This window comes from Lentzea sp. NPDC005914 (assembly GCF_040629405.1).
Lineage (GTDB): Bacteria > Actinomycetota > Actinomycetes > Mycobacteriales > Pseudonocardiaceae > Lentzea.
In genome coordinates this window covers 97,371-118,136 of the sequence record NZ_JBEXVQ010000011.1, presented here as the reverse complement: position 1 = coordinate 118,136, position 20,766 = coordinate 97,371, and the positions used below count along the sequence as shown (strand labels likewise).

General features: G+C 69.4%; 18 protein-coding genes. 2 read left to right on the top strand and 16 right to left on the bottom strand.

Annotation, left to right across the window (positions count from 1 at the left end):
* Window position 1: 1 nt before the first annotated feature.
* The 7 genes from ABZ345_RS18125 to ABZ345_RS18095 form a co-directional block, all read right to left on the bottom strand.
* Window positions 2-970 carry a MoxR family ATPase gene (locus tag ABZ345_RS18125; protein ID WP_359849427.1) on the bottom strand — a complete coding sequence of 323 codons (969 nt, stop codon included), beginning with the start codon at window positions 968-970 and terminating at the stop codon, window positions 2-4.
* A 24-nt stretch (window positions 971-994) separates the two neighbouring features.
* Window positions 995-7,162 carry an Ig-like domain-containing protein gene (locus ABZ345_RS18120; RefSeq protein ID WP_359849424.1) on the bottom strand — a complete coding sequence of 2,056 codons (6,168 nt, stop codon included), beginning with the start codon at window positions 7,160-7,162 and terminating at the stop codon, window positions 995-997.
* A gap of 105 nt (window positions 7,163-7,267) precedes the next feature.
* Window positions 7,268-8,755, bottom strand: coding sequence for a serine/threonine-protein kinase (locus tag ABZ345_RS18115; protein WP_359849421.1), 1,488 nt, complete (start codon window positions 8,753-8,755; stop codon window positions 7,268-7,270).
* The gene (locus ABZ345_RS18110) at window positions 8,752-9,963 is read right to left on the bottom strand and encodes an FHA domain-containing protein (protein ID WP_359849418.1); all 1,212 of its coding nucleotides are present in this window, start codon (window positions 9,961-9,963) and stop codon (window positions 8,752-8,754) included. Before ABZ345_RS18110 ends, ABZ345_RS18115 begins: the two co-directional genes overlap by 4 nt.
* Window positions 9,960-10,715, bottom strand: a complete 756-nt coding sequence (locus ABZ345_RS18105; RefSeq protein ID WP_359849415.1) for a protein phosphatase 2C domain-containing protein — start codon at window positions 10,713-10,715, stop codon at window positions 9,960-9,962. The genes ABZ345_RS18110 and ABZ345_RS18105 overlap by 4 nt, the downstream gene beginning before the upstream one ends.
* On the bottom strand, window positions 10,712-11,314 hold the full coding sequence (locus ABZ345_RS18100; protein ID WP_359849413.1) for a hypothetical protein: 603 nt from the start codon (window positions 11,312-11,314) through the stop codon (window positions 10,712-10,714). Before ABZ345_RS18100 ends, ABZ345_RS18105 begins: the two co-directional genes overlap by 4 nt.
* A 9-nt stretch (window positions 11,315-11,323) precedes the next feature.
* Window positions 11,324-12,304, bottom strand: coding sequence for a hypothetical protein (locus ABZ345_RS18095; RefSeq protein ID WP_359849410.1), 981 nt, complete (start codon window positions 12,302-12,304; stop codon window positions 11,324-11,326).
* Window positions 12,305-12,442: 138 nt separating this feature from the next.
* Here ABZ345_RS18095 and ABZ345_RS18090 point away from each other — a divergent pair, with 138 nt between their 5' ends.
* The gene (locus ABZ345_RS18090; RefSeq protein WP_359849407.1) at window positions 12,443-14,128 is read left to right on the top strand and encodes a DUF262 domain-containing HNH endonuclease family protein; all 1,686 of its coding nucleotides are present in this window, start codon (window positions 12,443-12,445) and stop codon (window positions 14,126-14,128) included.
* Between the two features lie 48 nt (window positions 14,129-14,176).
* Here the strand turns inward: ABZ345_RS18090 and ABZ345_RS18085 are convergent, their stop codons facing one another.
* Genes ABZ345_RS18085 through ABZ345_RS18055 form a run of 7 tightly spaced genes read right to left on the bottom strand, consistent with a single transcriptional unit; the run spans window position 14,177 to window position 17,881 of the window.
* A complete protein-coding gene (locus ABZ345_RS18085; protein WP_359849404.1) occupies window positions 14,177-14,500 on the bottom strand; it encodes a hypothetical protein in 324 nt (107 codons plus the stop codon).
* Window positions 14,497-14,931 carry a hypothetical protein gene (locus ABZ345_RS18080; RefSeq protein WP_359849401.1) on the bottom strand — a complete coding sequence of 145 codons (435 nt, stop codon included), beginning with the start codon at window positions 14,929-14,931 and terminating at the stop codon, window positions 14,497-14,499. The genes ABZ345_RS18085 and ABZ345_RS18080 overlap by 4 nt, the downstream gene beginning before the upstream one ends.
* Window positions 14,932-14,989: 58 nt before the next feature.
* Window positions 14,990-15,655, bottom strand: a complete 666-nt coding sequence (locus ABZ345_RS18075; protein ID WP_359849398.1) for a hypothetical protein — start codon at window positions 15,653-15,655, stop codon at window positions 14,990-14,992.
* Between the two features lie 6 nt (window positions 15,656-15,661).
* The gene (locus ABZ345_RS18070; protein ID WP_359849395.1) at window positions 15,662-16,213 is read right to left on the bottom strand and encodes a hypothetical protein; all 552 of its coding nucleotides are present in this window, start codon (window positions 16,211-16,213) and stop codon (window positions 15,662-15,664) included.
* Complete coding sequence (locus ABZ345_RS18065) at window positions 16,206-16,706, bottom strand: hypothetical protein (RefSeq protein WP_359849392.1); 501 nt, start codon at window positions 16,704-16,706, stop codon at window positions 16,206-16,208. The genes ABZ345_RS18070 and ABZ345_RS18065 overlap by 8 nt, the downstream gene beginning before the upstream one ends.
* Window positions 16,703-17,029 carry a hypothetical protein gene (locus ABZ345_RS18060; RefSeq protein WP_359849389.1) on the bottom strand — a complete coding sequence of 109 codons (327 nt, stop codon included), beginning with the start codon at window positions 17,027-17,029 and terminating at the stop codon, window positions 16,703-16,705. The genes ABZ345_RS18065 and ABZ345_RS18060 overlap by 4 nt, the downstream gene beginning before the upstream one ends.
* A gap of 18 nt (window positions 17,030-17,047) precedes the next feature.
* Window positions 17,048-17,881, bottom strand: a complete 834-nt coding sequence (locus ABZ345_RS18055; protein WP_359849386.1) for a hypothetical protein — start codon at window positions 17,879-17,881, stop codon at window positions 17,048-17,050.
* Between the two features lie 128 nt (window positions 17,882-18,009).
* On the opposite strand from ABZ345_RS18055, the gene ABZ345_RS18050 reads away from it, so the two are divergent.
* Complete coding sequence (locus tag ABZ345_RS18050; protein WP_359849383.1) at window positions 18,010-18,345, top strand: spore germination protein GerW family protein; 336 nt, start codon at window positions 18,010-18,012, stop codon at window positions 18,343-18,345.
* A gap of 72 nt (window positions 18,346-18,417) precedes the next feature.
* Here the strand turns inward: ABZ345_RS18050 and ABZ345_RS18045 are convergent, their stop codons facing one another.
* Both ABZ345_RS18045 and ABZ345_RS18040 read right to left on the bottom strand, forming a co-directional pair.
* Complete coding sequence (locus ABZ345_RS18045) at window positions 18,418-20,082, bottom strand: FAD-binding dehydrogenase (RefSeq protein ID WP_359849380.1); 1,665 nt, start codon at window positions 20,080-20,082, stop codon at window positions 18,418-18,420.
* Window positions 20,079-20,711, bottom strand: coding sequence for a TetR/AcrR family transcriptional regulator (locus ABZ345_RS18040; protein WP_359849377.1), 633 nt, complete (start codon window positions 20,709-20,711; stop codon window positions 20,079-20,081). Before ABZ345_RS18040 ends, ABZ345_RS18045 begins: the two co-directional genes overlap by 4 nt.
* Window positions 20,712-20,766 lie beyond the last annotated feature (55 nt).

Genomic DNA, 20,766 nt, shown 5'->3' with positions numbered 1-20,766 from the left:
GTCAGACACCTCGCCGGACGGGCGGCTCGATGTCCACGAACAGCGAGTCGATCACCTTCTCCACCGTCGCGCCGTCGAACTGCGCCTCCGGGTGCAGCAGGATCCGGTGGCCCAGCACGGGATGATTCAGTTCCTGGATGTCGTCGGGCACCACGTGAACGCGGCCCTGCGCGAGCGCCCAGGTCTTCGCGCACCGGACGTAAGCCAGGCACCCGCGCACCGAAACCCCCAGCCGCACAGCGGGATGCGACCGCGACGCCTCGGCGATCCGGCTGACGTACGCGAGCACCGCCGGGTCGACGTGCACCAGGTCGGCCAGCGCGGTCAGTTGCGACACCGCGTTCGCGGCGATCGCGGCCGGCACGTTCGCCGACCTGTCCCGCGTCGCCGCGTCCGCCAGCAGCGCCACGGTCGCGTTGTGGTCCGGGTAGCCGATGCTGGTCTTCATCAGGAACCGGTCCAGCTGCGCCTCGGGCAACCGGTAGGTGCCGGCCTGCTCGATCGGGTTCTGCGTCGCGATCACCATGAACGGCGACCCGACCTGGTGCGTCTCGCCGTCGACGGTGATCCGCCCCTCCTCCATCACCTCCAGCAACGCGGACTGCGTCTTCGGCGACGCGCGGTTGATCTCGTCCGCGAGCACGATCGAGCCGAAGATCGGTCCGGGGTGGAACCGGAACGCGCCGCGCTGCTGGTCGTAGATCTGCACTCCGGTGACGTCGGACGGCAGCAGGTCCGGCGTGAACTGGATGCGAGTGCTCTTGCCCTGCACGGTGTTCGCGAGCGCCCTCGCCAGTGACGTCTTTCCGGTGCCGGGGTAGTCCTCCAGCAGGAGGTGGCCGTCGGAGAGCAGGCAGGTGAGCACGAGACGAATCACGTGCTCCTTGCCGGAAATGGCGCGCGAGATGTTCAGCACCATCTGTTCGAAGGTCTGCGCGAACTGCCGGGCGTGGTCAGGATTGATGGTCATCTTCTTTCCTTCACTGTTCTCGCGTCACCAGCGGAATGAACCCTGGACACCACCACAGGTGACGTAGACCTGTTCGCCGGGATATCCGTAGTAATTTCTCGTCTGCCGGCGTTCGTTGGGGCCGAAGTTCTCGTTGACGAATCCGACCGGGCCGTGGTCGCTGTTGAAGGTGCACGTCACGTTTCCGGTGAAATTCGCCGTCTGCACGACGATGTAGGCACACGCGTTAGAGGTGCAGACACCGGTACCGCTGCAGCCGCCCGACCCGCAGGGGCTGCCCTTCGAGACGGTTACGGTGGGTGGTGGCGGAGGTGGCGGGGTGGCCTGCTGGCGGGACTGGCTCAGAGTCGGCCTGCCCGCGTCGGACACCGTCACGGTGACCGTCACGTTCTGCGAGTAGCCGACGTCCTGGCTGCCCGACCAGCTCCACCCGCCGACGCCCGTGGTGAACGTCTGGTTGAAGCCGTGGCTCGTCGTCACCTGCACGGTCGCCGGCTTGCCGTTGGGGTTCACCGACACGGAGAAGTTGACGACCGTGTTGCTGTTGGAGGTGTTCAACGCGAGGTCGCGCATCGGGCCGTACGTCGTCACGCCCGCACTAGCCGCGCTGTTGCACGGGTTGCCCGCGTACGCACCGCCGCCGCTGCCGTTGCACGCCTGCAGGTTGATCGTCACCGGCTGCCCGTTCGGCAGTCCGTTGATCGTCTGCGTCGCACCGGCCTGCCCGCCGGTCGGATAGGTCCACGTGCCGCAGGAGCCGCCGGACCACGTGCAGCTCACCGTGTTGGACTTGCCGTGCGAGGCAGGAGCGTCGAACCGCAGCGTCGCCTGCCCGTCCGACCCGGTGGACGCTGCGGTGAACCCGGTGATCGGGTCCGGGGTCGCGGTGGCCTCCATCTGCGCGGGTGCGCTGGCGGGAGAGGTGTGGCCGGTGGGCTCGGACTCGGCGGCGGCGTTGGCGGCGACGACGGTGTAGCTGTAGATCGTGCCGTCGTTCTGCAGGCCGTCGTCGAGGCAAGTGGTGGCGGTGACCTTGGTGCACACGGTCTTGGTGCCGCCGCCGGTCCGGGTGAGCGTGTAGGTCGTCGGGCCGGGACCGTTCGCACCGACCGCGCCCCACGACACCGTGACGGCACGGGTCTGCCCGTTCGCGGCGTTCGCCGCGGTGAACGAAGGCGCCGCCGGGGCCTGCGGTGCACCCGCGGACTGCCCTTCGACCGTGACCGCCGGGCCAGGGCCTTGCGAATTGACCGCGATCACGGTGAACACGGTCTTCGCGTCGTTGTCGAGCCCTGTCGCGGTCACGCCCGTCGCCCCGCCGGGCGCCGTCGTGCGACCGCCGCCGGACCAGGTGATCTCGTGCCGCAGCACGGGTGTGCCGTCGTTCGGCGCCGCGACCCAGCTCAGCTGCAACGAGCCGTCACGCGGAGTGGAAGTGCTGAGTCCGGACACCGCGCCGGGCACCGTGTTCGGCTGTGCGGGCGCGGATCCGCCGCTGGGTTTGCCCCAGCCGACGAGGTTGTGCGCGCGCACAGTGAACGTGTACTCCGTGCCGTTGGACAGGCCGTTGATCGTGCACGGCGAGGCGGCACACACCTGCTTGCCACGGCCGTAGTCGACCTCGTAGGAGTCGATCGGCGCTCCGTTGCCGGACGGAGTGCTCCACGACAGCTCGACGACCTTGCTCAGCACCGTGCGGCCGGGCACCGGAGTTCCGGGAGCGTCGGGCACGCCGAGCACGTTCAGCCTGATGCGGCCCGTGACCTTGCGGTCGTCACGGCCGGTGTCGGCCACATCCGTGACGACGACGTTGAAGTCGATGGCGCCGTGCGCGTCGCCGTTCGGGGTGATGCGCACCGTCGAACCGTCGTTGCTCGCGCTCGCCGCGGCACCGCCGGTCTGGTTCACCGCGACCACGGAGATCTTCGGGTCGCGCAGCTGCGAGCGCACGTACGAGACGAGGTCGACGGTGGCGGTGTCACCGGCCTTCACCCCGTCCAGCGTCACCGGGGCGACCGTGGGCGGCGGAGCGGCCGCGACCTTGACCGCGATCTTGCCCTTGGCTCCGTCCCCGGCGCTGACCTCGATCGTGCCGGTCGAGCCCGGCTTCGCCCCACCCGCCGCCGTGACGGTCAGCGTGCGTTCGCCGGAGCCTTCGAGCGAGACGCCGTCCGGTTGTTCCGCCCAGGTCGCCGAGTAGCGGACGTCCCCGAGCTTCGACCGGTCCGCGACCCACACGTGGCACACGGCGGTGACGTCGACCTTCACCGGCAGCCCGCCCTCGACGACCGTGAGCGCCGACGTGGGACAGCGCAGCACCGGCGTGTCCGGACCGACCTGCACCGGCACCGTGATCAGGGCGAACTTGCCCTCGGGGTCGGTCAAGGAGTTGCCGTCGGTGACCTGGAACGTCACGGCGGCGGGTCCCGTGTAACCCCCACGCGCGGTCAGGACCAGCCCGGTGTCGCCCTCGTTGCGGACCTCCAGACCGATCGCGGGCGCGGCGGTCACCCTGTCGACGGTCGTGAGCTTCGGCTGCTTGCCCGAAGGCACCTCGACGTAGTCCTTGACCTGCACGGAGATCGAGCCGTCTGCCGGGACGGAGATCAGCTGGTCCGGCTTCGCCCTGGGCGCTCCGGTGCCCTTGGACGGCACGTGGATCAGGCCGGCGGCGGTCGCGCCGGATTCGTCCCTGACCTCGTAGGCGATGGTGCGCGGGTGGTCGCCGACCGGCACGGTCGCCTTGCGCCCGGACACCTCGGCCTGGTCGTGGAAGACCTTGGTGATCTCCAGCCGGTCCGCGGGACCGTCCGGGTCGGCCACGGCGGGGCCGAGGTCCACCTCGATCGTGCTGTCGTCCTTCTTCACCACGGGGAACAGCTCGCCCGCGACCGGCGGGATCGCGTAGTCCTCGCGGCTGCGCACGGTCAGCGTCGCGATCGAGGGCTGGCCCAGCCCGTTCGTGATGCCGTACGTGATCACCAGCGGCTTGCCGGTCAGGTCGGGCGCGGTCAGCTCGATCCGGCCGTCGGCCGCTTTCACGTCGCCTGGCAACGACGGGTTGCGCGCGGCCAGCGGCTCGACGGTGACCGTGTCGCCGGGCGCCCGCACGTCGTTGGCCAGCACGTTCACCGCGAGTCGCGCACCGGGTGCGGCGGTCACGACGTCGTCCACGGCGACCGGTGGCTGCGGGTCTCCCGGCGGCACCACGGCGACTCGGATCAGCGACTCGCCCGCGCGGCCGTACGCGTCGGTGACCACGAACCCGAAGGTGTCCGTGCCGTTGGACGTCGGAAACGCCTCGTAGGTCAGGGAGGTGCTGGCCATGCCGACGACGCGGCCCAGTGCGGGCGCGGAGGCGATGCCGGTGACCGCGACCGAGTCGCCGTCCGGGTCCGCACCGCTCGACGGGACGGTGATCGTCACCCGGTCGCCCGCGACGACCCGCACCTCGACCGGCTCGGGAGCGGGCGGCTGGTTCGGGGTGGCCGGGGTCGGCGCCGGGTTCACCGTGACGTGCGCGTGGCCCACCGCCTGGTCGCCGTCCGGGTTCTGCGCCACGTAGGAGATCTCCGCGACGAACGGGGTGTCGAGGCGGTCGGGGGCGACGTAGCGGACGACGTCACCGGAGACGTAGGCGGTGCCGGGGTCCTTGCGACCGTCCGTGGCGGCGACGGCGAGTTTGCCGTTGCCCGGCGCGCCCTGCACGTTCGACTGCAGGGTGAGCGGCGCGCCGGCCGGTGAGATGTCGTTGTCCAGCACCGGAATTGTCGCCGAGTCACCGGCGCGGGCCGACGCGCGGTCGTCCTTGGGCACCGGAGTGTCGTCCGCCGGCGGCGGGAGCTGGGTGACGGTGACCTCGCCGGTGATCGGGCCGGTGACGCCGTCCGTCACGGAGTAGCGCACGACCTGCGGGTTGCGGTCGAGGACGGGCGCGGTCGCGTTGATCCGCAGCCACCTGCCCTTGACGACGGCGACCTCGAGCTGCCCGCTGGTGCTCTCCGCGTGCTGCACGCCGAGCACCGAGCCGGCGGGACTGAAGTCGTTCGCCAGCACGTCGGCCACGACCGGTTCCTGGCCGCGCACCACGGCGTTGTCGGGCATCGCGACCGGCGGCAGCGGCGAGGCGGGGGCGGCGGTGACGTCCACGCGGATGGTGCCCTTGGCGAACGGCGCGTTGCCGAACGCGGCGGTGTAGTCCAGCGGGTAGGTGCCCGGCTTGGTCGCGGTCAGCGTCACCAGTCCGGTCTTGGTGTCGGTGGCGACGGTCGCGCCCGCGAGCGGTGCCACGTCGGCGGCGAGGCGCAGCTCGGCCGAGGGGTCGACGGGGTCGGCTCCGGGCAGGTCGTTCTCCAGCGGACGGACCAGCACCGGCGTGCCGACCTGGCCGCGCGCCACGTCCGGGCGGGCGACGGGCGGCAACGCCGTCGGTGCGGCCCGGTCGAGGACCCGGACGCGTTCCGCACCCGCCACGGGGTCCGCGATGGCGTCGGTGACCTTGTAGCCGATCGCCTGCTGACCGGCCTCGACCGGCGCCGCGTACTCGACGAACCCGGTGTTCGTCGTGGTCGCGACACCCGCCTTGGCGCCTGCCTCGGTGAGCACGACCGGATCGCCGTCGAAGTCGCGCCAGTCCGCGAGCACCGGCAGCGTCACCCGGCCACCCGACGCGACCGACCACTCGTGCGGCTCGGCACCCTTGCGCACGGCCGGTGCCTCGTTCTGCGTCCCGGCGCGCACCTGCACGGAGACCGCGGCGGAGGCGTTGAGGCCCTTGCCGTCGTCGACCGTGTACTTGAAGTGCACGTCCTGGGCCTGCTCCGGCAGCGTCACCTCGACGGTCTGGCCGTCGGGGGCGATCGCGAGCACGGCCTCCTTGCGGTCGAGGTCGCTCACCGCCGTGACGGACAGGATGTTCCCGGCGGGATCGGAGTCGTTGTCGAGCACGTGCAGCACCGTCGTGCGGCCCGGACGCGCGCCGAGCGTGTCGTCGGCGGCTTTCGGCGGCTTGTCCTTCGCGGACTCGGTGGTCTTGTCGGTCTTGTCCTTGTCGCTGGGCTTCTGCTCGGGCGGGGGCCGCACCGACTGCCAGTCGTCGACCTTGTGCTGGGTCCCGAGGTCCCAGACCGCGCCGGTCGCCACGTCGTTGAGCACGATCGCCTTGCGGTTCATCCGGAACACGGGTTGGACCAGGGCTTTCGCGTCCTTGAGGTTGCCGGCGGATGCCCTCTGGCCGCCGCACGAGCGGAAGTAGCCGCCCGAGGCGCCGGCCCACGCGCCGTGCACGCAGTCGCCGAGCCGCACGGGTTCGGCCGGGGCTCCGTCGACTCCCTCGTGCAGGGTCGCCGCGCCGTTGCCGTCGAGGTCGAACGTCTTGAGCTGAGTCTTGGTGGCCACGACGACCGCGGGTGCGTCCGGGCCGGTCTGCTGCAGCACGGACTCGCGGCCGGCCTGCGCCGTGCGGCCGCCGGGGAGGAAGAGGGTGCCGGACTCGGCGTCGAGCACCACGGCCTGCGGACCGACCGCGGTGATCCTCGGTGCCTTCGGGGTGGCCGCGAGCTTGCCGTACGCGGGCTCGGCGAACCCCGCCCCGTCCGGCGTCACCTTCACCGTGCGGCCGTTGGCGGACGCGGCGTGCACCGTGCCGTCCAGCCCCACGGCCAGTGCGGCGCCGTCGGCCCCGTCGAGCGTGGCGAGCGGCGCGGACTCCTGGCTCACCTGGTCCAGCGCGCTCACGCCGACGGTGACGTCGACACGGCTCGCCCACACCTTGCCCGCGGCGGGGTCGAGCACGGCGAGCGTGCCGCCCGCGAGCGCGACCTGACCACCACTGGGCAGCGCCAGCCCGTGGTCACCCAGCGTCACCGAACGGGCGACGTCGACCGGGTAGAGCTTGCCCCCGGCGCGGTCCCGCGCGACCACCGCGCCGCTGTCCTGAACGATGTCGAGCTGGTAGTTGCGCTGCGCTCCACCCGGCGGGTTGAACGCGGCGTCCAGCGAGCCGACGGGTTTGTTGAGCCTTCCGAACAATCCGTCGCGGTCACTCGTGACCCACACGCCGCCGTCGTTGAGGTCCACCTGACGCACCGGATTGCCGTTCGACGAGAACGCGTAGACGACGAGCGAGGCTGCCGCGAGAACGAGCACCGTTCCGGACGCGAGCGTGGTCCGGTGCTTTCGGAAGAATCCCACTGTTCCCCTCGCAGAGGTCGCGTGCGTTCATCGGCGGTTCCGTCAACCGCCTATCGGGCCGATCCACGAATTCGTTGCAGCATTCACCCGAATGCGGCGGAAGAATTAGCCGCAGCTCTCCTGCGACCAGTCGGCGGTCGCGTTGCTGCCGTCCGCACGCACCACTTTGACCTGCAGGCACACGGGTTTCGCGCCTTCGACGTCCACCTGCGGCTTCTGCTCCACGCCGGTCCGCGTGCCGTCGGAAGTGCGCCAGGAAAAGGTGTCCGACGCTTGCTGAGCCGAATAATTCCAAGCGAAACGGACAGTTTTCGCGTCCAGCCTTGTCGCGGTGATGGCCGGCCTGCCCGGTGGCGTGTTGCCCGCGCCCGCGTTCTGGTCGGGACCGTCGTCGGCGACAGTCGTCACCGCCGGGCCGTTCCCCGGTTTTTCCTGACCGGACAACAGGAACACACCCACACCCACGATGGCGGCCGCCGCCAGGACACCCGCCGCGTAGTGTGGCAAGCGCAGGCGGACCGGGGGGTCGGGCGGAGGTGGTGGTTCCTCGACGGGCACGGGCGTCCGGTGGATCGTCTGCTGCAGTGCGGATGCCTTGCGCATCACGGTGTGCCCCAGTGGACTCGAGGCAGGCGGGGGCGGACTCGCGGCAAGCGGGGGCGTCCTGCGTTGTGTCGGTGGCGCGACCGGCGCCGGGGGCACGACGAAGGCCGGCGCGAGCGCCGGTCTGGCGGGCGGGGAGAGGGTCGGCACCCGCCCGCTCTCGCCGAACCGTTGCACCTTTTGGATTCGCTGCAGATCGTCGGCGAACTGCCGCACCGTCGCCGGTCGTTCCAGCGGGTCGTGCGCCATGGCGGACAACAACAACCGGCGCAGGTCCGCGGGTGCCGCCAGCTCGGCGGGCCGCCAGCCGGACACGATCCGGCGTTCGACCGCGGGGCCGGAGTTCTCGGCACCGGGCGGCATGAACGGCGAGTGCCCCACGATCAGGTGCCACAGCGTCGCGCCGAGCGAGAACACCTCCGCCCGGACCCCGTACTTCGCGGACCGCGTGAACAGTTCGGGTGCCGACCACGGCGGGGACAGCGCCATCGGGCCGTTCTGGTCCTGTTCGGCGAAGCGGCCGGCGATGCCGAAGTCGGTGAGACAGGGCTTGCCGTGCTTGTTCATCAGGACGTTCGCCGGCTTGATGTCGCGGTGCAGGATCCCGAGCTCGTGCGCCGTCCCGATCGCACCCGCGATCTGGACGCCGATGCCGAGCACGTCCTCGACGGGCAACGGCGCCCGACCCGCGATTCCCGCGAGGTCGCCGCCGGGGCAGTACTCCATGACGAGGTACGGACGCCCGTCGGCGGCAGCGCCCGTGTCGTAGACCGAAACGACGTTCTCGTGGCTGCCGAGCTCCGCCATCGACTCGCCCTCGGCGATGAACTGCTGCCGCACCTCGCCGGACAGGTCCGCCGCCTTGGGCACCTTCACGGCCACGTCGCGCTTGAGCTTGGGCTGGTGGTAGCGGTACACCATCGCGAAACCGCCACCGCCGATGTCGGCGCGGTACTCGATGTGCGGAATCTCCGGTGGCCCCTGGGTCATCCGGTCACCTCGAAGGTGAAGAAGAAGTGGTCACCGAGCATGACGCGGGTGCCTGGGTAGAGGAACTCGTCGATGTGCGCGGCGAGCTTCTCCGGCGGGCAACCGGGCCGGGCGACGGTGGTGCCGTTCATCGAACCGAGGTCGCGCACCAGCACGTCCCAGTTCTCCAGCCGGACCTCCACGTGCGTCCGGGAGATCTCCGTGTCACCTTCCCTGCCGACCTGGACCAGGTTCACGCCCCTGCGGTCACCGCTGGGGTCGCGGCCCATCACCACGTTCCGGTCGAGCGAGATCGTGTCGCCGTTGGACAGTCGCAGCAGTCCGAGCACGGGTACGGGCAGCATGGCGGCCACCTGGTCCGGCAGCGGGACTTCGCACACCCGGCAGTGCAGCGCGTAGTCCGAGCTGAGGTGGCCCGCCGGGCACTGCTTCGCCCGCACCAGCCGTGATCCGCCGGTCCTGGTTCCTTGCAGCATCTGGGTGTCGTTGGGAGACAGCGTGGTGGTGCGCAGCACTGTCTCCGTGACGGGCTCGGGCTGGCGGACCTGGGGCGGCTCTGGCGGGGAGACCGCCGCGGTGACCTGGGGTGCCCAGTCGAAGGACTGGATCACGCCGGTGATCTGAGTGATCTGCGGTGCCGGTGCTGGTTGCGGTGGTGCTTGGTCACGCACGATGGTCAGTTCGACCGGTTCTTCCTGGCGCACAACGGTGTGCTCGATGACCTCGGGTAGTGGGGCTGGAGCGGGCAGCGGAGCTGGAGCCGGCACCGGCTCCGCAGCGTCGGACAATGCCACCACGAGTTCGCCCGCGAGCACCACGCCGCCGCGCAACGGCAGCACCGGCCCACCCTGCCTCGTCGTGACGCGAAGCCGTGCGACGTCATCAAGATTGCGGTCGACCCACGTGCCAACACCGGCCGCGCTGATCTCCTCGGCGACACCCGACCCGTTTACGACCTGCAGCCGCGCCTCACCCCGGACCACGACGCGCTTCTCGTTCACCGCCAACCGGACGAGCGCGAATCCGCTCACCGCGCGGAGTCCTTCATGGACGATCGCGGCCAGCACCTCGTCCAGCGACTCGTCCGCTCGCACCAGCTCCCAGCAGCGCCCGACCAGTTCGGACTCGGGCGCCACGGCCAGCAGCAGCCACGTGTGCTCCCCCACCACCGCGACCCACGTGCCCGGCACGTACCCGACATCGGTCATCGCGGCCCCCGCGGCACCGTGTCGCAACTGGCCGCGACGCCTTCCGTCACAACGGGATAGTCGACGACCACGGCCGTCACGTTGTCCCTGGCCCGTGCCGCCACCGCGCGATCCACGAGAGCCGCGGCCGCTTCCCGGGCATCGTCGTGCAGCCGCAGCACTTCCGCGAGGCCCTCGTCGGCCACCTCGTTCGTCAGCCCGTCCGTGCAGATCAGGAACCGCTCGCCCGCACGCGGCGGGAACAACCACATGTCCGGCTCGGTGCCACCCGTGTCGCCGACCACGCGAGTGACGACGTGCCGGCGCGGATAAGTCCTGACCTCGTCCGCCGTCAGCAGTCCGGCGGCGACCAGCTCCTGCGCCTCGGAGTGGTCGACGGTGAGCTGGGTCAGCTGCACGCCGTCGAACCGGTACACCCTCGAGTCGCCGATGTTGAACATGACCCAATGCGGTCGCTCGGACATCATGACGAGCGCGATCCCCGCCACCGTCGTCATACCGCCGTGCTCGGACTCCTCCAGCGATCGCCCGGCGGCGGCGAGCGTCGCCCGGACATCATCGGGACCCGCCCCGTCCAGCTGGTCGAGCTCCCGCAACCGAGCGATCAGCAACGCGCTGGCGACCTCACCCGCCGCGTGCCCGCCGACGCCATCGGCCACCGCGAACACCCGTGTGCCCGCGATCGCGTTGTCCTCGTTCACTTCCCGTACCACACCGGGATGCGTGGCGACACCGGTCAGAACCTCGATCACCGCGCGCCCACCGGATCCGAGAGCAGCTCGATGATGCGAGCGAAGGCCTCGTCCTCGCTGACCGGCACGCCGCGATCGGGTTCGCCCTCGGAATCGGAGAGGTACCAGGTACCTTCGCCGTCGATCGCGACCGCGATGCTGACCTGCCCCACCGCCGAACGGGACTGGACCACCACCGCAGACTCACGCCCCAGTGCCCTGCCGAGCACGTGCTTGACCTGGTCGGCGGCGCTCACCGCCCTGTCGATCGGCTGCACCACGTGCTGCCCGAACCCGGCATCCGTAAGTCCTATGTGGACGTTCGGACCGGTGACCACCGCGCCGAGCTGCGCGGAGCCCTCGCCGAGCCCGAGCACCCTGGTCACGCGGTCGGCGGTGGCGAGCCCGGCGACGACCGCGACCACCTCCGGCCCCGGCGTGACACCGGCACCGCCCGGTTCGCAGAGCTTCCTCGCCAGCAACGAGGCAAGCCCCGCCGCGGCCGTCGTGTCGTCCGGCGGCGCGAGCCCCAGGTCAGCGCGGATCGTCGCGATCTCGGGCACACGCACCCTCAGCAGAAACTCGATCTCCGCGAACGTGAGCACCAACTCCTGCGCCACCACGGCCTCCTAACGTCCGAGCAGGGCGTTGAGCCCGCCGTTGATGAAGTCGCCGACCCCGTCGCGCACGTCCACCGCCGCTTTGCCGATGCCGTCGGACATCGCCCACAAACCCGAGTTCACCCAGTCGTCCACCGGGGTCAGCTTGATCACGTCCCACGCGGCACTGCCCAGGAAAAGCCCACCACCAACAGCGGCCGCACCAGCCACGACAGGCGCCGCACCCACACCAAGCGCCACCAACCCGGTCACCGTCGCGGCGACACCGGCCACACCGAGCACCGTCGACACACCAGCGGAGAAGGTCGCCGCGCTACGAGGGTTCTTGTCATGTTCCGCGAAGAACTCCGCGCCGTCGGTCCAAGTGGTCGCCACGCCGATCGGCAATGCCAGCTTGCCCAGGAACTTCCCGGCCATCCGCAGCGGCACGGAGTCACCGACGCGGAGGGCGTCGGTGAACTTCACGACCTGACCAGCAGCGTTCTTGATCCGATTTCCACCGATCAGCCCGTGCTGCGCGTCCTTCACCAGCTCGACTGCCCCAGAGGCGTAGCCGAGCACCTTCAACGCGGTGGCGCCGAACCCAGCGGCGATGCCCAGAAAATCGAGCCCGCCGCCACCTGCACCACTGCCCGCGCCCGCCCAGCCGGCGAAAGGCGCCGCCGTGGCCGCACCGTCATTCGCACTGGCGTGCCGCTGCTGGGCCGCATCGCCCCGGACCCGCCCACCGGCCTCGCGAAACGCGACCGACGCGCCCTGCAGCAACCCGGCCAGCTGATGTCCCCACTGCCAACGGAACTCCTCGGCGTCACCACCCTGCCAAGGCGAGCTGACGAGCACGAACGCGAGCTCCGAGCGCACCCCGTCCAACTGGTCGGCGCACGCGAGCATCGTCGCCGCCAACTGATCCAACTGGTCCGGGTCGGACCCGATCACCGCGCTCACCGCACCGCCTCCGCTCAGCCGTTCGGACCTCTCATCGCTTCCCACTGACGGAGCGTTAGGCGGATTCAAGGACAAAAAGTGGCCACCGAAAAACGGAAACGTCTGGGCGGCGAGCAGCGATGTGCCAACGGCGAAAGGCATCGCGCGCGCTCGCAGAACCGACCCCCGAGGCAGAGGAAGTCGATGGCCAGCACCAAGATCCAGGCAGCCGAGCGTTCGATCGGCGACATCTTCGGCGACGAGTACCGCTTCGTCATCCCCCGGTACCAACGGCCGTACGCCTGGACCACCGAGCAGGCGGGCGAGATGTTCGACGACCTGCTGGCTGCCTCGAGCGCCGGGACGTCATCCGCCGAGGCCGACCCGTACTTCCTCGGCAGCATCGTGCTGGTCAAGGCGGAGAACAACGCCCATTCGGAGGTCGTCGACGGTCAGCAGCGACTGACCACGCTGACCCTGCTGATCGCGGCGCTGCGGCTGCACGTGGACGCGAACTTCGCGGAATCGCTGGAACGCAAGCTCTTCCAGAAGGGCGACCCGATCAAGGGAACCGTGGACCAGCCGCGGCTCACGCTGCGCGAACGCGACCACGAGTTCTTCGAGAAGCACGTCCAAGAACGCTCGGGAATCGAGCAGCTGCTGTCCTTCGCCAAGGAGGCACTGCCCGACAGCCAGCGCAACCTCGTGCACAACACCCTGTTGATGCTCGACCGGCTCGGGGAGCTCACCCGCGAAGACTGCCATCGCCTCGCGTCGTTCATCTACCAGCGGACCTACCTGGTGGTCGTGTCCACACAGGACTTCGACTCCGCCTATCGGATCTTCACCGTCCTCAACGAGCGCGGCCTCGACCTCTCGCACGCCGACATCCTGAAGTCCGAGATCATCGGCGAGATTCCCGAGTCGGCGCAGGATCACTACACCCAGAAGTGGGAGTCCGAAGAGGACGATCTCGGCCGGGACGACTTCAAGGAGCTCTTCTCCCACATCAGGATGGTCTACGCGAAGACCAAGGCCCGCGAGACGATCCTCAAGGAGTTCCGCTCCTCGGTGCTGACGCGGGTGCCGAACCCGGCGAAGTTCGTCGACGACGTCCTGGTCCCCCTCTCGGACGCGTACGAGGTGGTCACCAGGGCCGACTACAAAGCACCGACGGGCGCGGACAGCGTCAACACCTTGTTGCGCTGGCTGAACAAGCTGGACAACACGGACTGGATCCCGCCCGCCATCAGCTATTTCAGCCGCACCGACGTCGACACCGCCGCCCTGCACCGCTTCGCCGTAGACCTCGAACGACTGGCTGCCAGTATGTTCGTCCGCCGCGTCGACATCACCCGGCGCATCGAACGCTACGGCCGCGTCCTGGAAGCCATCGAGGCGGGCGACGACCTGTACAGCGCGGACTCCCCGTTGCAGCTGGACGAGTTCGAGTGCGCGCAGACGCTGATCCGGTTGAACAGCGAGATCTACACGGTGAACCGAGTGCGCCTCTACGTCCTGCTCCGGCTGGACTCGGCGATGTCGACGGGCGGAGCGACCTACGACCACCCGCTGATCACCGTCGAACATGTGCTGCCTCAGTCACCGGCCAAGGACAGCCAGTGGAGGACCTGGTTCTCCGATGACGAGCGAGCGCACTGGGTCCACCGCCTGGCCAACCTGGCGCTGCTCACCCGCCGGAAGAACACTCAGGCGAGCAACTACGAGTTCGACGTGAAGAAGAACAAGTACTTCAAGATGAAGAACGAGATACCGCCGTTCATGCTCACCATCCAGATCCACAACACACAAGAGTGGACACCCGCGGTGCTCGAGCAGCGCCAGGCCGAGCTCGTCGCCACGCTGAGCGACCTGTGGCGTCTGTCCTGACACAGCAACACTCCGGTCGGTGCGGCACGTTCATGCCGCACCGACCGGTCACTGGAAGAGTTCGGCCAGGAACTCTCCGGTCGCCGGCGCGTACGTGAGCAGCTGACCGGGATCGGAAACCCCGGGCCGGCTGAGATGAGCTCGTTCACTGACCGGGGTTTCCGGCGTCACGTAGACCGGGCCGGCGCCACCGATCACCGCGTCGGGGTAGTCCAGCGGAACCGAGTCGCCGCTGCCGGGCGTGCTGATGTTGGGGTCCCCGGCGATCGCCGGGTTGTCCAGGGTCGCCTCGACGACGTCGTAGTGGTAGTAGGCGGCCTGCAGCCACCGGTACCGCTGGGCGGCTTCGAACTGGCGCTCGGTGATGTTCATACGCAGTTCCAGACGAACAGGAGATTTCCGGCGGGCACGGTGGCGCGGCACAGTTCGGCTACCTGGCGCAGCCACGAGGTCAGCGCGGCGGGGTCGCGGTTGTCCAGTTCCGGGGTCTCCTGCCAGTCCGCCGCGAGCGAGCCGATGCTGCTGTCGTCGACCGCGGGCAGGAGTCGCACGACCCGGTCGCTCAGCGTCGTGATCACCGGGGCCTGGTACAGGTTCGGGCTTTCCGAGGGTGACGTGGCGGCGGTCTCCAGGGCGGTCTCGAAAGACACCCCGGACAGCAGCACGTCCAGGGACGCGAGGGCTACCGGGTCCAGTCTCCTGGCTCGCACCGTGCGGTAGCCGAACGTCGTCGGGTCGGGGAAGCCCGCGGCGCGGTAGCCGGGGAGGGTTTCGGGTCCGGCGCTGAACACATCGGTGATCATCGGGCTCCTGTGTGGCGCGGGGCGGACATGATCGGATCCTACTGGGCGTGGCACGTGGTCATTCGGCAATGCCCAGGTCACGCAGCTTCCGGAAAGCGTCCAGTGCCTCTTCGAAGTCCTTGGACCGAATCGGTGCGGCCAGCACGCTGGTGTCGTACGGCGCTTCGGCGGCGCGTTCGACGAGGATCTGCGCGTATTCGGGCAGTGCGTCGACGTCGGCGGCCGCGGCAGCGGATTTGTGGACGAGGAACTGGGTTTCCGGGTCGCGTTTCACCAGATGTCCTGGGACGTCCCAGATCTCGATGTCGCTGAACTCGGCTTCGGTGATGTCCAGCGCCCAGTCGACGTCTTCGTACAGTTTCGCGGCCGCCGGGGCGAGCACGGCGCGCGAGTCGTCCTCAACGGCCGGAGAGAAGCGGACGGCGCCGAGCTTTCCCCGCAGGACGACGTGCGAGCAGACGCAGGCTTCGAGCTCGATGGGCTTGCTGTGGCTCAGGGTGTCGACCGTGACGTCCTCGAACCGGACGCCGTACAGCACGACGTTGCCCACCTTGCACTTGCGCAGCGAGACGGTGCGGACCACGAGCTGGTAGGCGGGGTCGTCGGCTTCCTGCATGATCACGCCGCCGCCGAACGCGCACCGCTCGAAATCGAGGTCCGCTATCGTCGCCGCCGACTCGATGATCTTGCGGTACTCGAATTCTTCCTTGATGTGGTTTCGCATTTGTTCCTACCGGAAGATGGCATCGAGCTTGGACCGGGGCACCGACGGATACGTCAATATCTGGTCCGGGTGAGTGTAGTACGGCCGATTCATGTGCGTGCGCAACGATGACGGGCTACCGCCGGTGACGTCGACGTTGTGCCGGCCGCCGATCTGGAAGTCCGGGACGGCTCTGCCGGGTGCGCTCGTCCCCAGGTGGGTGATGTTCGTGTCCCTGGCCACGCGGCGGGCCGCGTCCTTTTCGATTTCCGAGCCCACGTACATCGAGCGCAACCAAGGCTTCTTCTTGCCCTTGCGGAGCTGGCCGGCCGAGAGCCGGCTGCGAATCTGGGCCGCCGAGCGGTTGGACGAAGCGCTCACGGCGTCCTTGAGATTGGCGTAGCTGGCCTTGTCCTTGGCGCTCAGCTTGTTGAGCCACGCGCCCGGTGTCGGCTTGGCTGCCTTCGCGACCGACTTCGCACCGGCCGGGCGCCGCGTCTTGCGCAGCCTCTTGATCGCGGGCTTCAGGATGCCGGCGCCGGCTTTGGCCGCCTTCCCGCCGGCCTTGCCCCTAGCCATTCAGCACCGCGTTGATCGCCAGGTCGAGCGCCTGGTCCAGCAGCAGTTTGGTGATCTCCCGGAAGATCGGGATCTCCAGCAGTGAAGCGCCGAACGTCGCCACGGCGGTCGCGATGGCCTGGGCGATCTCGACCGCGAGCATCGCCAGTTGCACCACCACGGCGGTTTTCAACGCCACGACCACACCGGCGCACACGTAGAGGCCGGTGCCTATCAACGTGGACGCGACCGCGCCGTCGTCGAGATTCTGCTTCGGTGCGTCGGCATCGGACCAGAACGCCCCGAACCGGTCCACCGCCGCACCGGAGTTCTTGCCGAGCACCTGCTGGGCATGACCGTCCGCCTCGGCCGCGGCGGGCCCCAGCTGGTCGGCGAACGAGGACCAGTGGCCCGCGAGGTCGAAGAGCTTCCCCTCGTCGCTGAGCGGCCAGCTGAAGCCAAGAGTGTTGAGCAGCCCGGAAAGTTCGGGCGGAAGCATGATCCCGGTCGTCATGCCATGCCTCCCATCAGCTGCTGGAAGGACTCCTGGCTCGCGGACTCGGTCTCCGCGTAGCCGTCGGCCATCGCCTGCAGGTTGTGGCCGATCTCCTGCAGCCCCTCGGCGTTGTCGGTGAAGCAGTCGAAAGCGGCCTCGGACGCGATCTCGTAGATCATCCCGAGCGCCGATCCGAGATCGTCGTCGCCGAACGCGTCGGACAGGGCCGCGACCTTCGCCTGGAACTCCGAGACCGCACCGGTCAGCGACTGCCCTGCCCCCTGCAGGTTCCTGGCCGCCCCGCCCAGTTCCTCCGGATGAACGCTGAATCCCCCTGACACCGCGCAGCTCCCCTGCCACTAGTCCACGTTGCGCATGATCGCCGTCATGCTGTCCGTGTAGGTGTGTAAGTGCTCCATGCTCTGCCGCCGCACGGCACCGGCCCGTTCCGCCAGCTGCCGCAACGCTTCCGTGTCCATCGGCGGCCGATCCGCTGCCGCGGCGCGCTGCTCCCAGTCCGTCAGCGCGTCGTTCACCGCCTGCTGCACCGCCCGCCCGAACTCGCCCGGTGACATCTGCAGCGCCGAACTGCTCAACGTCACCTGACCGACCTCGCCCTGGCACACGGCGACCACGACCTCATTCGCCTCGTCCCGCCCCTCGCCGGTGACCGGTGCCGAGGCACCGCCGGCGAGCGCGTTCTGCATGGACCGCACGACTTCCATCGCCTCGTCGAACAGGAAGTCGACGTACTGGGGCGACGCGTCACCGCGAATCTGAACCTTCCCCGCCAGCTTCGCCATCGACTGCTCCACCGCGTCCTGAATCCGCCGCAGCGCCTGCCCGCTCGCCTCCGCGACCTCCGTCAGCCCGGTACCGACCGCGGCGAGATCAGGCCCCGGATCACCGGCCTTCGGGGACAACGCCAACGATCGCGACACCGCGAGATCGGCCGCTTCCCGCAGCAGCTCGGCGACTTCGCGGCGAGGCTGCCCCAGCACGGCCGGGTCGACGACGACCGAGACGACTCGGCGGGCCCGCATCACCACGCGCACCGCCCCGCTACCGGAAGTTCCCACGGCTTCCTGGTCGCCCGCGTCCGGTGCCGTTGTCCCGGCGCCGCCTGCCCGGACCCGCGCCAGCAGCGCCTGGTGCTCGGAAAGAAGGACCTCGTAGTCCTCGTCCGGCTTCACATTCCCCCTCAGATCGAAAAGAATCGACAGAAGAAGCGCAATGCCCACAACGTGAAACCAAGGCTAGCGTCCGCAAAGACCCTTGATGGCAGAACGAAATAATTCCATGCCGAGCGAGAATGGAAGTGATGATGAAGATCGACGAACTGATCGCCAGCGTCAAGGACTCCATGGAAGCGAAGAAGGTCTACGCGGAGCCGTACGAGAAGAACGGCATCACCGTCATCGCCGCCGCGTCCGTCTCCGGGGGAACCGGCGGAGGCTCGGGCCGCGACGAGAAGGGCCAGGAGGGCGAGGGCGGCGGCTTCGGGACCGCCGCGAAGCCGACGGGCGCGTACGTGATCAAGGGTGACGACGTGCGGTGGGTACCCGCGGTGGACGTGAACCGGCTGATCGCCACCATCGGCGCGGTCGTCGTCGCGGGGCTCTTCGTGGCCGCTCGCATCTTGAAGTCGCGCAAGTGATCGCTGCGTTCGAGCGCGGCGGATCGTGACGAACGGGCATCGGCATCAACGCTGTGCCGATGCCCGACCGGCTCAGCCCAGCGTCCGGGCGAGCGCACGGCCCGCCGCACGGCCGGAGAAGATGCACCCGCCCAGGAACGTCCCCTCCAGCGCGTTGTAGCCGTGCACACCGCCGCCACCGAACCCGGCGACCTCGCCGGCGGCGTACAGGCCGGGGAACGGCGTGCCGTCGGTGTGCAGCGCCTCGGAGTCGAGCGTGGTCTGGATTCCGCCCAACGTCTTGCGGGTCAGGACGTTGAGCCGGACCGCGATCAACGGGCCGTGCTCCGGGTCGAGGATCCGGTGCGGCTTCGCGACCCGTGCCAGCTTGTCGCCCAGCGTGCGGCGGGCGTTGGCGATGGCCATGAGCTGCAGGTCCTTGGAGAACGAGTTGCCGACCTCCCGGTCACGGGCGACGATCTGGCGTTCGATCTCCTCGACGTCGAGCTGCGGGCCGCGCGCGATCTTGTTCATGCCCGCGACGAGCTCGCCGACGGTGCCCGCGACGACGAAGTCCACCCCGTGCCGCTTGAACGCCTCCACCGGTCCCGGTGCGCCCTTGGCCACCCGGCTCGCGAGGGTGAGGCGGATGTCCTTGCCGGTGATGTCGGGGTTCTGCTCGGAGCCCGACAGCACGAACTCCCGGTTGATGATCGACTGGTTCAGCACGAACCACGAGTAGTCGTAACCGGTCGAGAGGATCGCCTTCATCGACTGGTTGGTGTCGAAGCCGGGGAAGTTCGGTGCGGGCAGCCGCTTTCCGGTGGCGTCGAACCACAGCGACGACGGGCCGGGGATGATCCTGATCGCGTGGTCGGGCCAGATCGGGTCCCAGTTGTGCAGACCCTCGGTGTAGTGCCACATCCGGTCGCGGTTGACGAGGTTCGCGCCCGCGGTCTCGCTGATCGCCAGCATCCGCCCGTCGACGTGCGCGGGCACCCCGGAGATCATCGTCTCCGGGCACTTGCCGAGACGCTCGGCCGGCCAGTTCGCGCGGATGAGGTCGTGGTTGTGCCCGATGCCGCCCGAGGTGACGATCACGGCTTTGGCGCGCAACTCGAAGCTGTCGACGGCGACTCGTGACGACGCCTTGCCACGCTCCAGATCGGACGGCTCGAGGACACTCCCCCGCACACCCACGGCGGCACCGTTCTCGACCACCAGCTCGTCGACCTGGTGCCGGAACGCGAACCGGACCAGCCCGCGGCGTTCGGCCTCGAGCACCGGCTCGGCGAACACGCGCACCACCTCCGGGCCCGTTCCCCAGGTCAGGTGGAAGCGCGGCACGGAGTTGCCGTGGCCGTCGGCGAGGCCACCGCCGCGCTCGGCCCACCCGACCACGGGCGTGAAGCGCAGTCCTAGATCGCGCAGGTACTGGCGCTTCTCCGTGGCGGCGAACCGGACGTAGGCCTGTGCCCACTGCCGGGCCCAGTGGTCCTCGTCGTCGCGGTCGAACCCCGCGGAGCCCAGCCAGTCCTGCAGCGCCAGGTCGTAGGAGTCCTTGATGCCGTTGCGCCGCTGCTCCGGGCTGTCGACGAGGAAGAGCCCGCCGAGCGACCAGAACGCCTGACCGCCCAGGTTCGCGCGGTTCTCCTGCTCCACGACCACGACCCGGCGTCCGGCCTTGGTGAGCTCGTAGGTCGCGACCAGGCCCGCGAGCCCGGCTCCGACCACGATGACGTCCGCTTGCTCGGTCATGACTCTTCTCCGCTTTCGTTGCTGTACGCGATGACGACACGGGTGAACAGGTCGGTCCGGCGCCGCCGCACCACGGCGTCGCCCGGTTCGCTGAGACACTGCAGCGCGGTGCCGTCGTGCACGGCGACCAGTGCCTGCGACAACGCCTCGGGATCGGGCACGACGCGGCCGATCCCGGCCAGGGCCTTGAGCAGGAACGGCAGCGTCGACGCCGCGATGGCCCTCTCCCGGTCGGCGATCACCCGCCTCAGATCCGGGCTGCGCAGCGCGTGAGCGGTGAACTCGGCGCTCACCCGGTACCACTCCTCGTCCAGCGGCACCGCCCGCAGCAGATGCTCGACGACACCTTGGAGGTCGGGCGCGGACTCCTGCTCCGAGGCTTCGAACGCCTCGCGCATCCTGGCGACGTGGTCAGCGGACCGCTGCTCCCACATGGCGAGGAAGAGCTCGTCCAGGGTCGAGAAGTTCGAGTAGAACGCCCCGCGCGAGTACCCGGCGCGAGAGCACACCTGCTCCACGGTGGACCGGCCGAAGCCCTCCTCGGCGAACACCACGAGCGCGGCCTCCAGCAACCGCTGACGGGTCTCGCCGCGCCGCTTGGTCACCCTGGGCCCGCGTTCGGTCGCCATGCCTGCCTCCTGTTCGATACACGAATGTATCGGATACACGAGTGCATGCAAGTGG

Coding starts and splice junctions, on each gene's coding strand:
- ABZ345_RS18125 (WP_359849427.1), bottom strand. CDS start 970: ATGACCATCAATCCTGACCACGCCCGGCAGTTCGCGCAGACCTTCGAA.
- ABZ345_RS18115 (WP_359849421.1), bottom strand. CDS start 8,755: ATGACCCAGGGGCCACCGGAGATTCCGCACATCGAGTACCGCGCCGAC.
- ABZ345_RS18110 (WP_359849418.1), bottom strand. CDS start 9,963: ATGACCGATGTCGGGTACGTGCCGGGCACGTGGGTCGCGGTGGTGGGG.
- ABZ345_RS18090 (WP_359849407.1), top strand. CDS start 12,443: ATGGCCAGCACCAAGATCCAGGCAGCCGAGCGTTCGATCGGCGACATC.
- ABZ345_RS18085 (WP_359849404.1), bottom strand. CDS start 14,500: ATGAACATCACCGAGCGCCAGTTCGAAGCCGCCCAGCGGTACCGGTGG.
- ABZ345_RS18080 (WP_359849401.1), bottom strand. CDS start 14,931: ATGATCACCGATGTGTTCAGCGCCGGACCCGAAACCCTCCCCGGCTAC.
- ABZ345_RS18075 (WP_359849398.1), bottom strand. CDS start 15,655: ATGCGAAACCACATCAAGGAAGAATTCGAGTACCGCAAGATCATCGAG.
- ABZ345_RS18070 (WP_359849395.1), bottom strand. CDS start 16,213: ATGGCTAGGGGCAAGGCCGGCGGGAAGGCGGCCAAAGCCGGCGCCGGC.
- ABZ345_RS18065 (WP_359849392.1), bottom strand. CDS start 16,706: ATGACGACCGGGATCATGCTTCCGCCCGAACTTTCCGGGCTGCTCAAC.
- ABZ345_RS18050 (WP_359849383.1), top strand. CDS start 18,010: ATGATGAAGATCGACGAACTGATCGCCAGCGTCAAGGACTCCATGGAA.
- ABZ345_RS18045 (WP_359849380.1), bottom strand. CDS start 20,082: ATGACCGAGCAAGCGGACGTCATCGTGGTCGGAGCCGGGCTCGCGGGC.
- ABZ345_RS18040 (WP_359849377.1), bottom strand. CDS start 20,711: ATGGCGACCGAACGCGGGCCCAGGGTGACCAAGCGGCGCGGCGAGACC.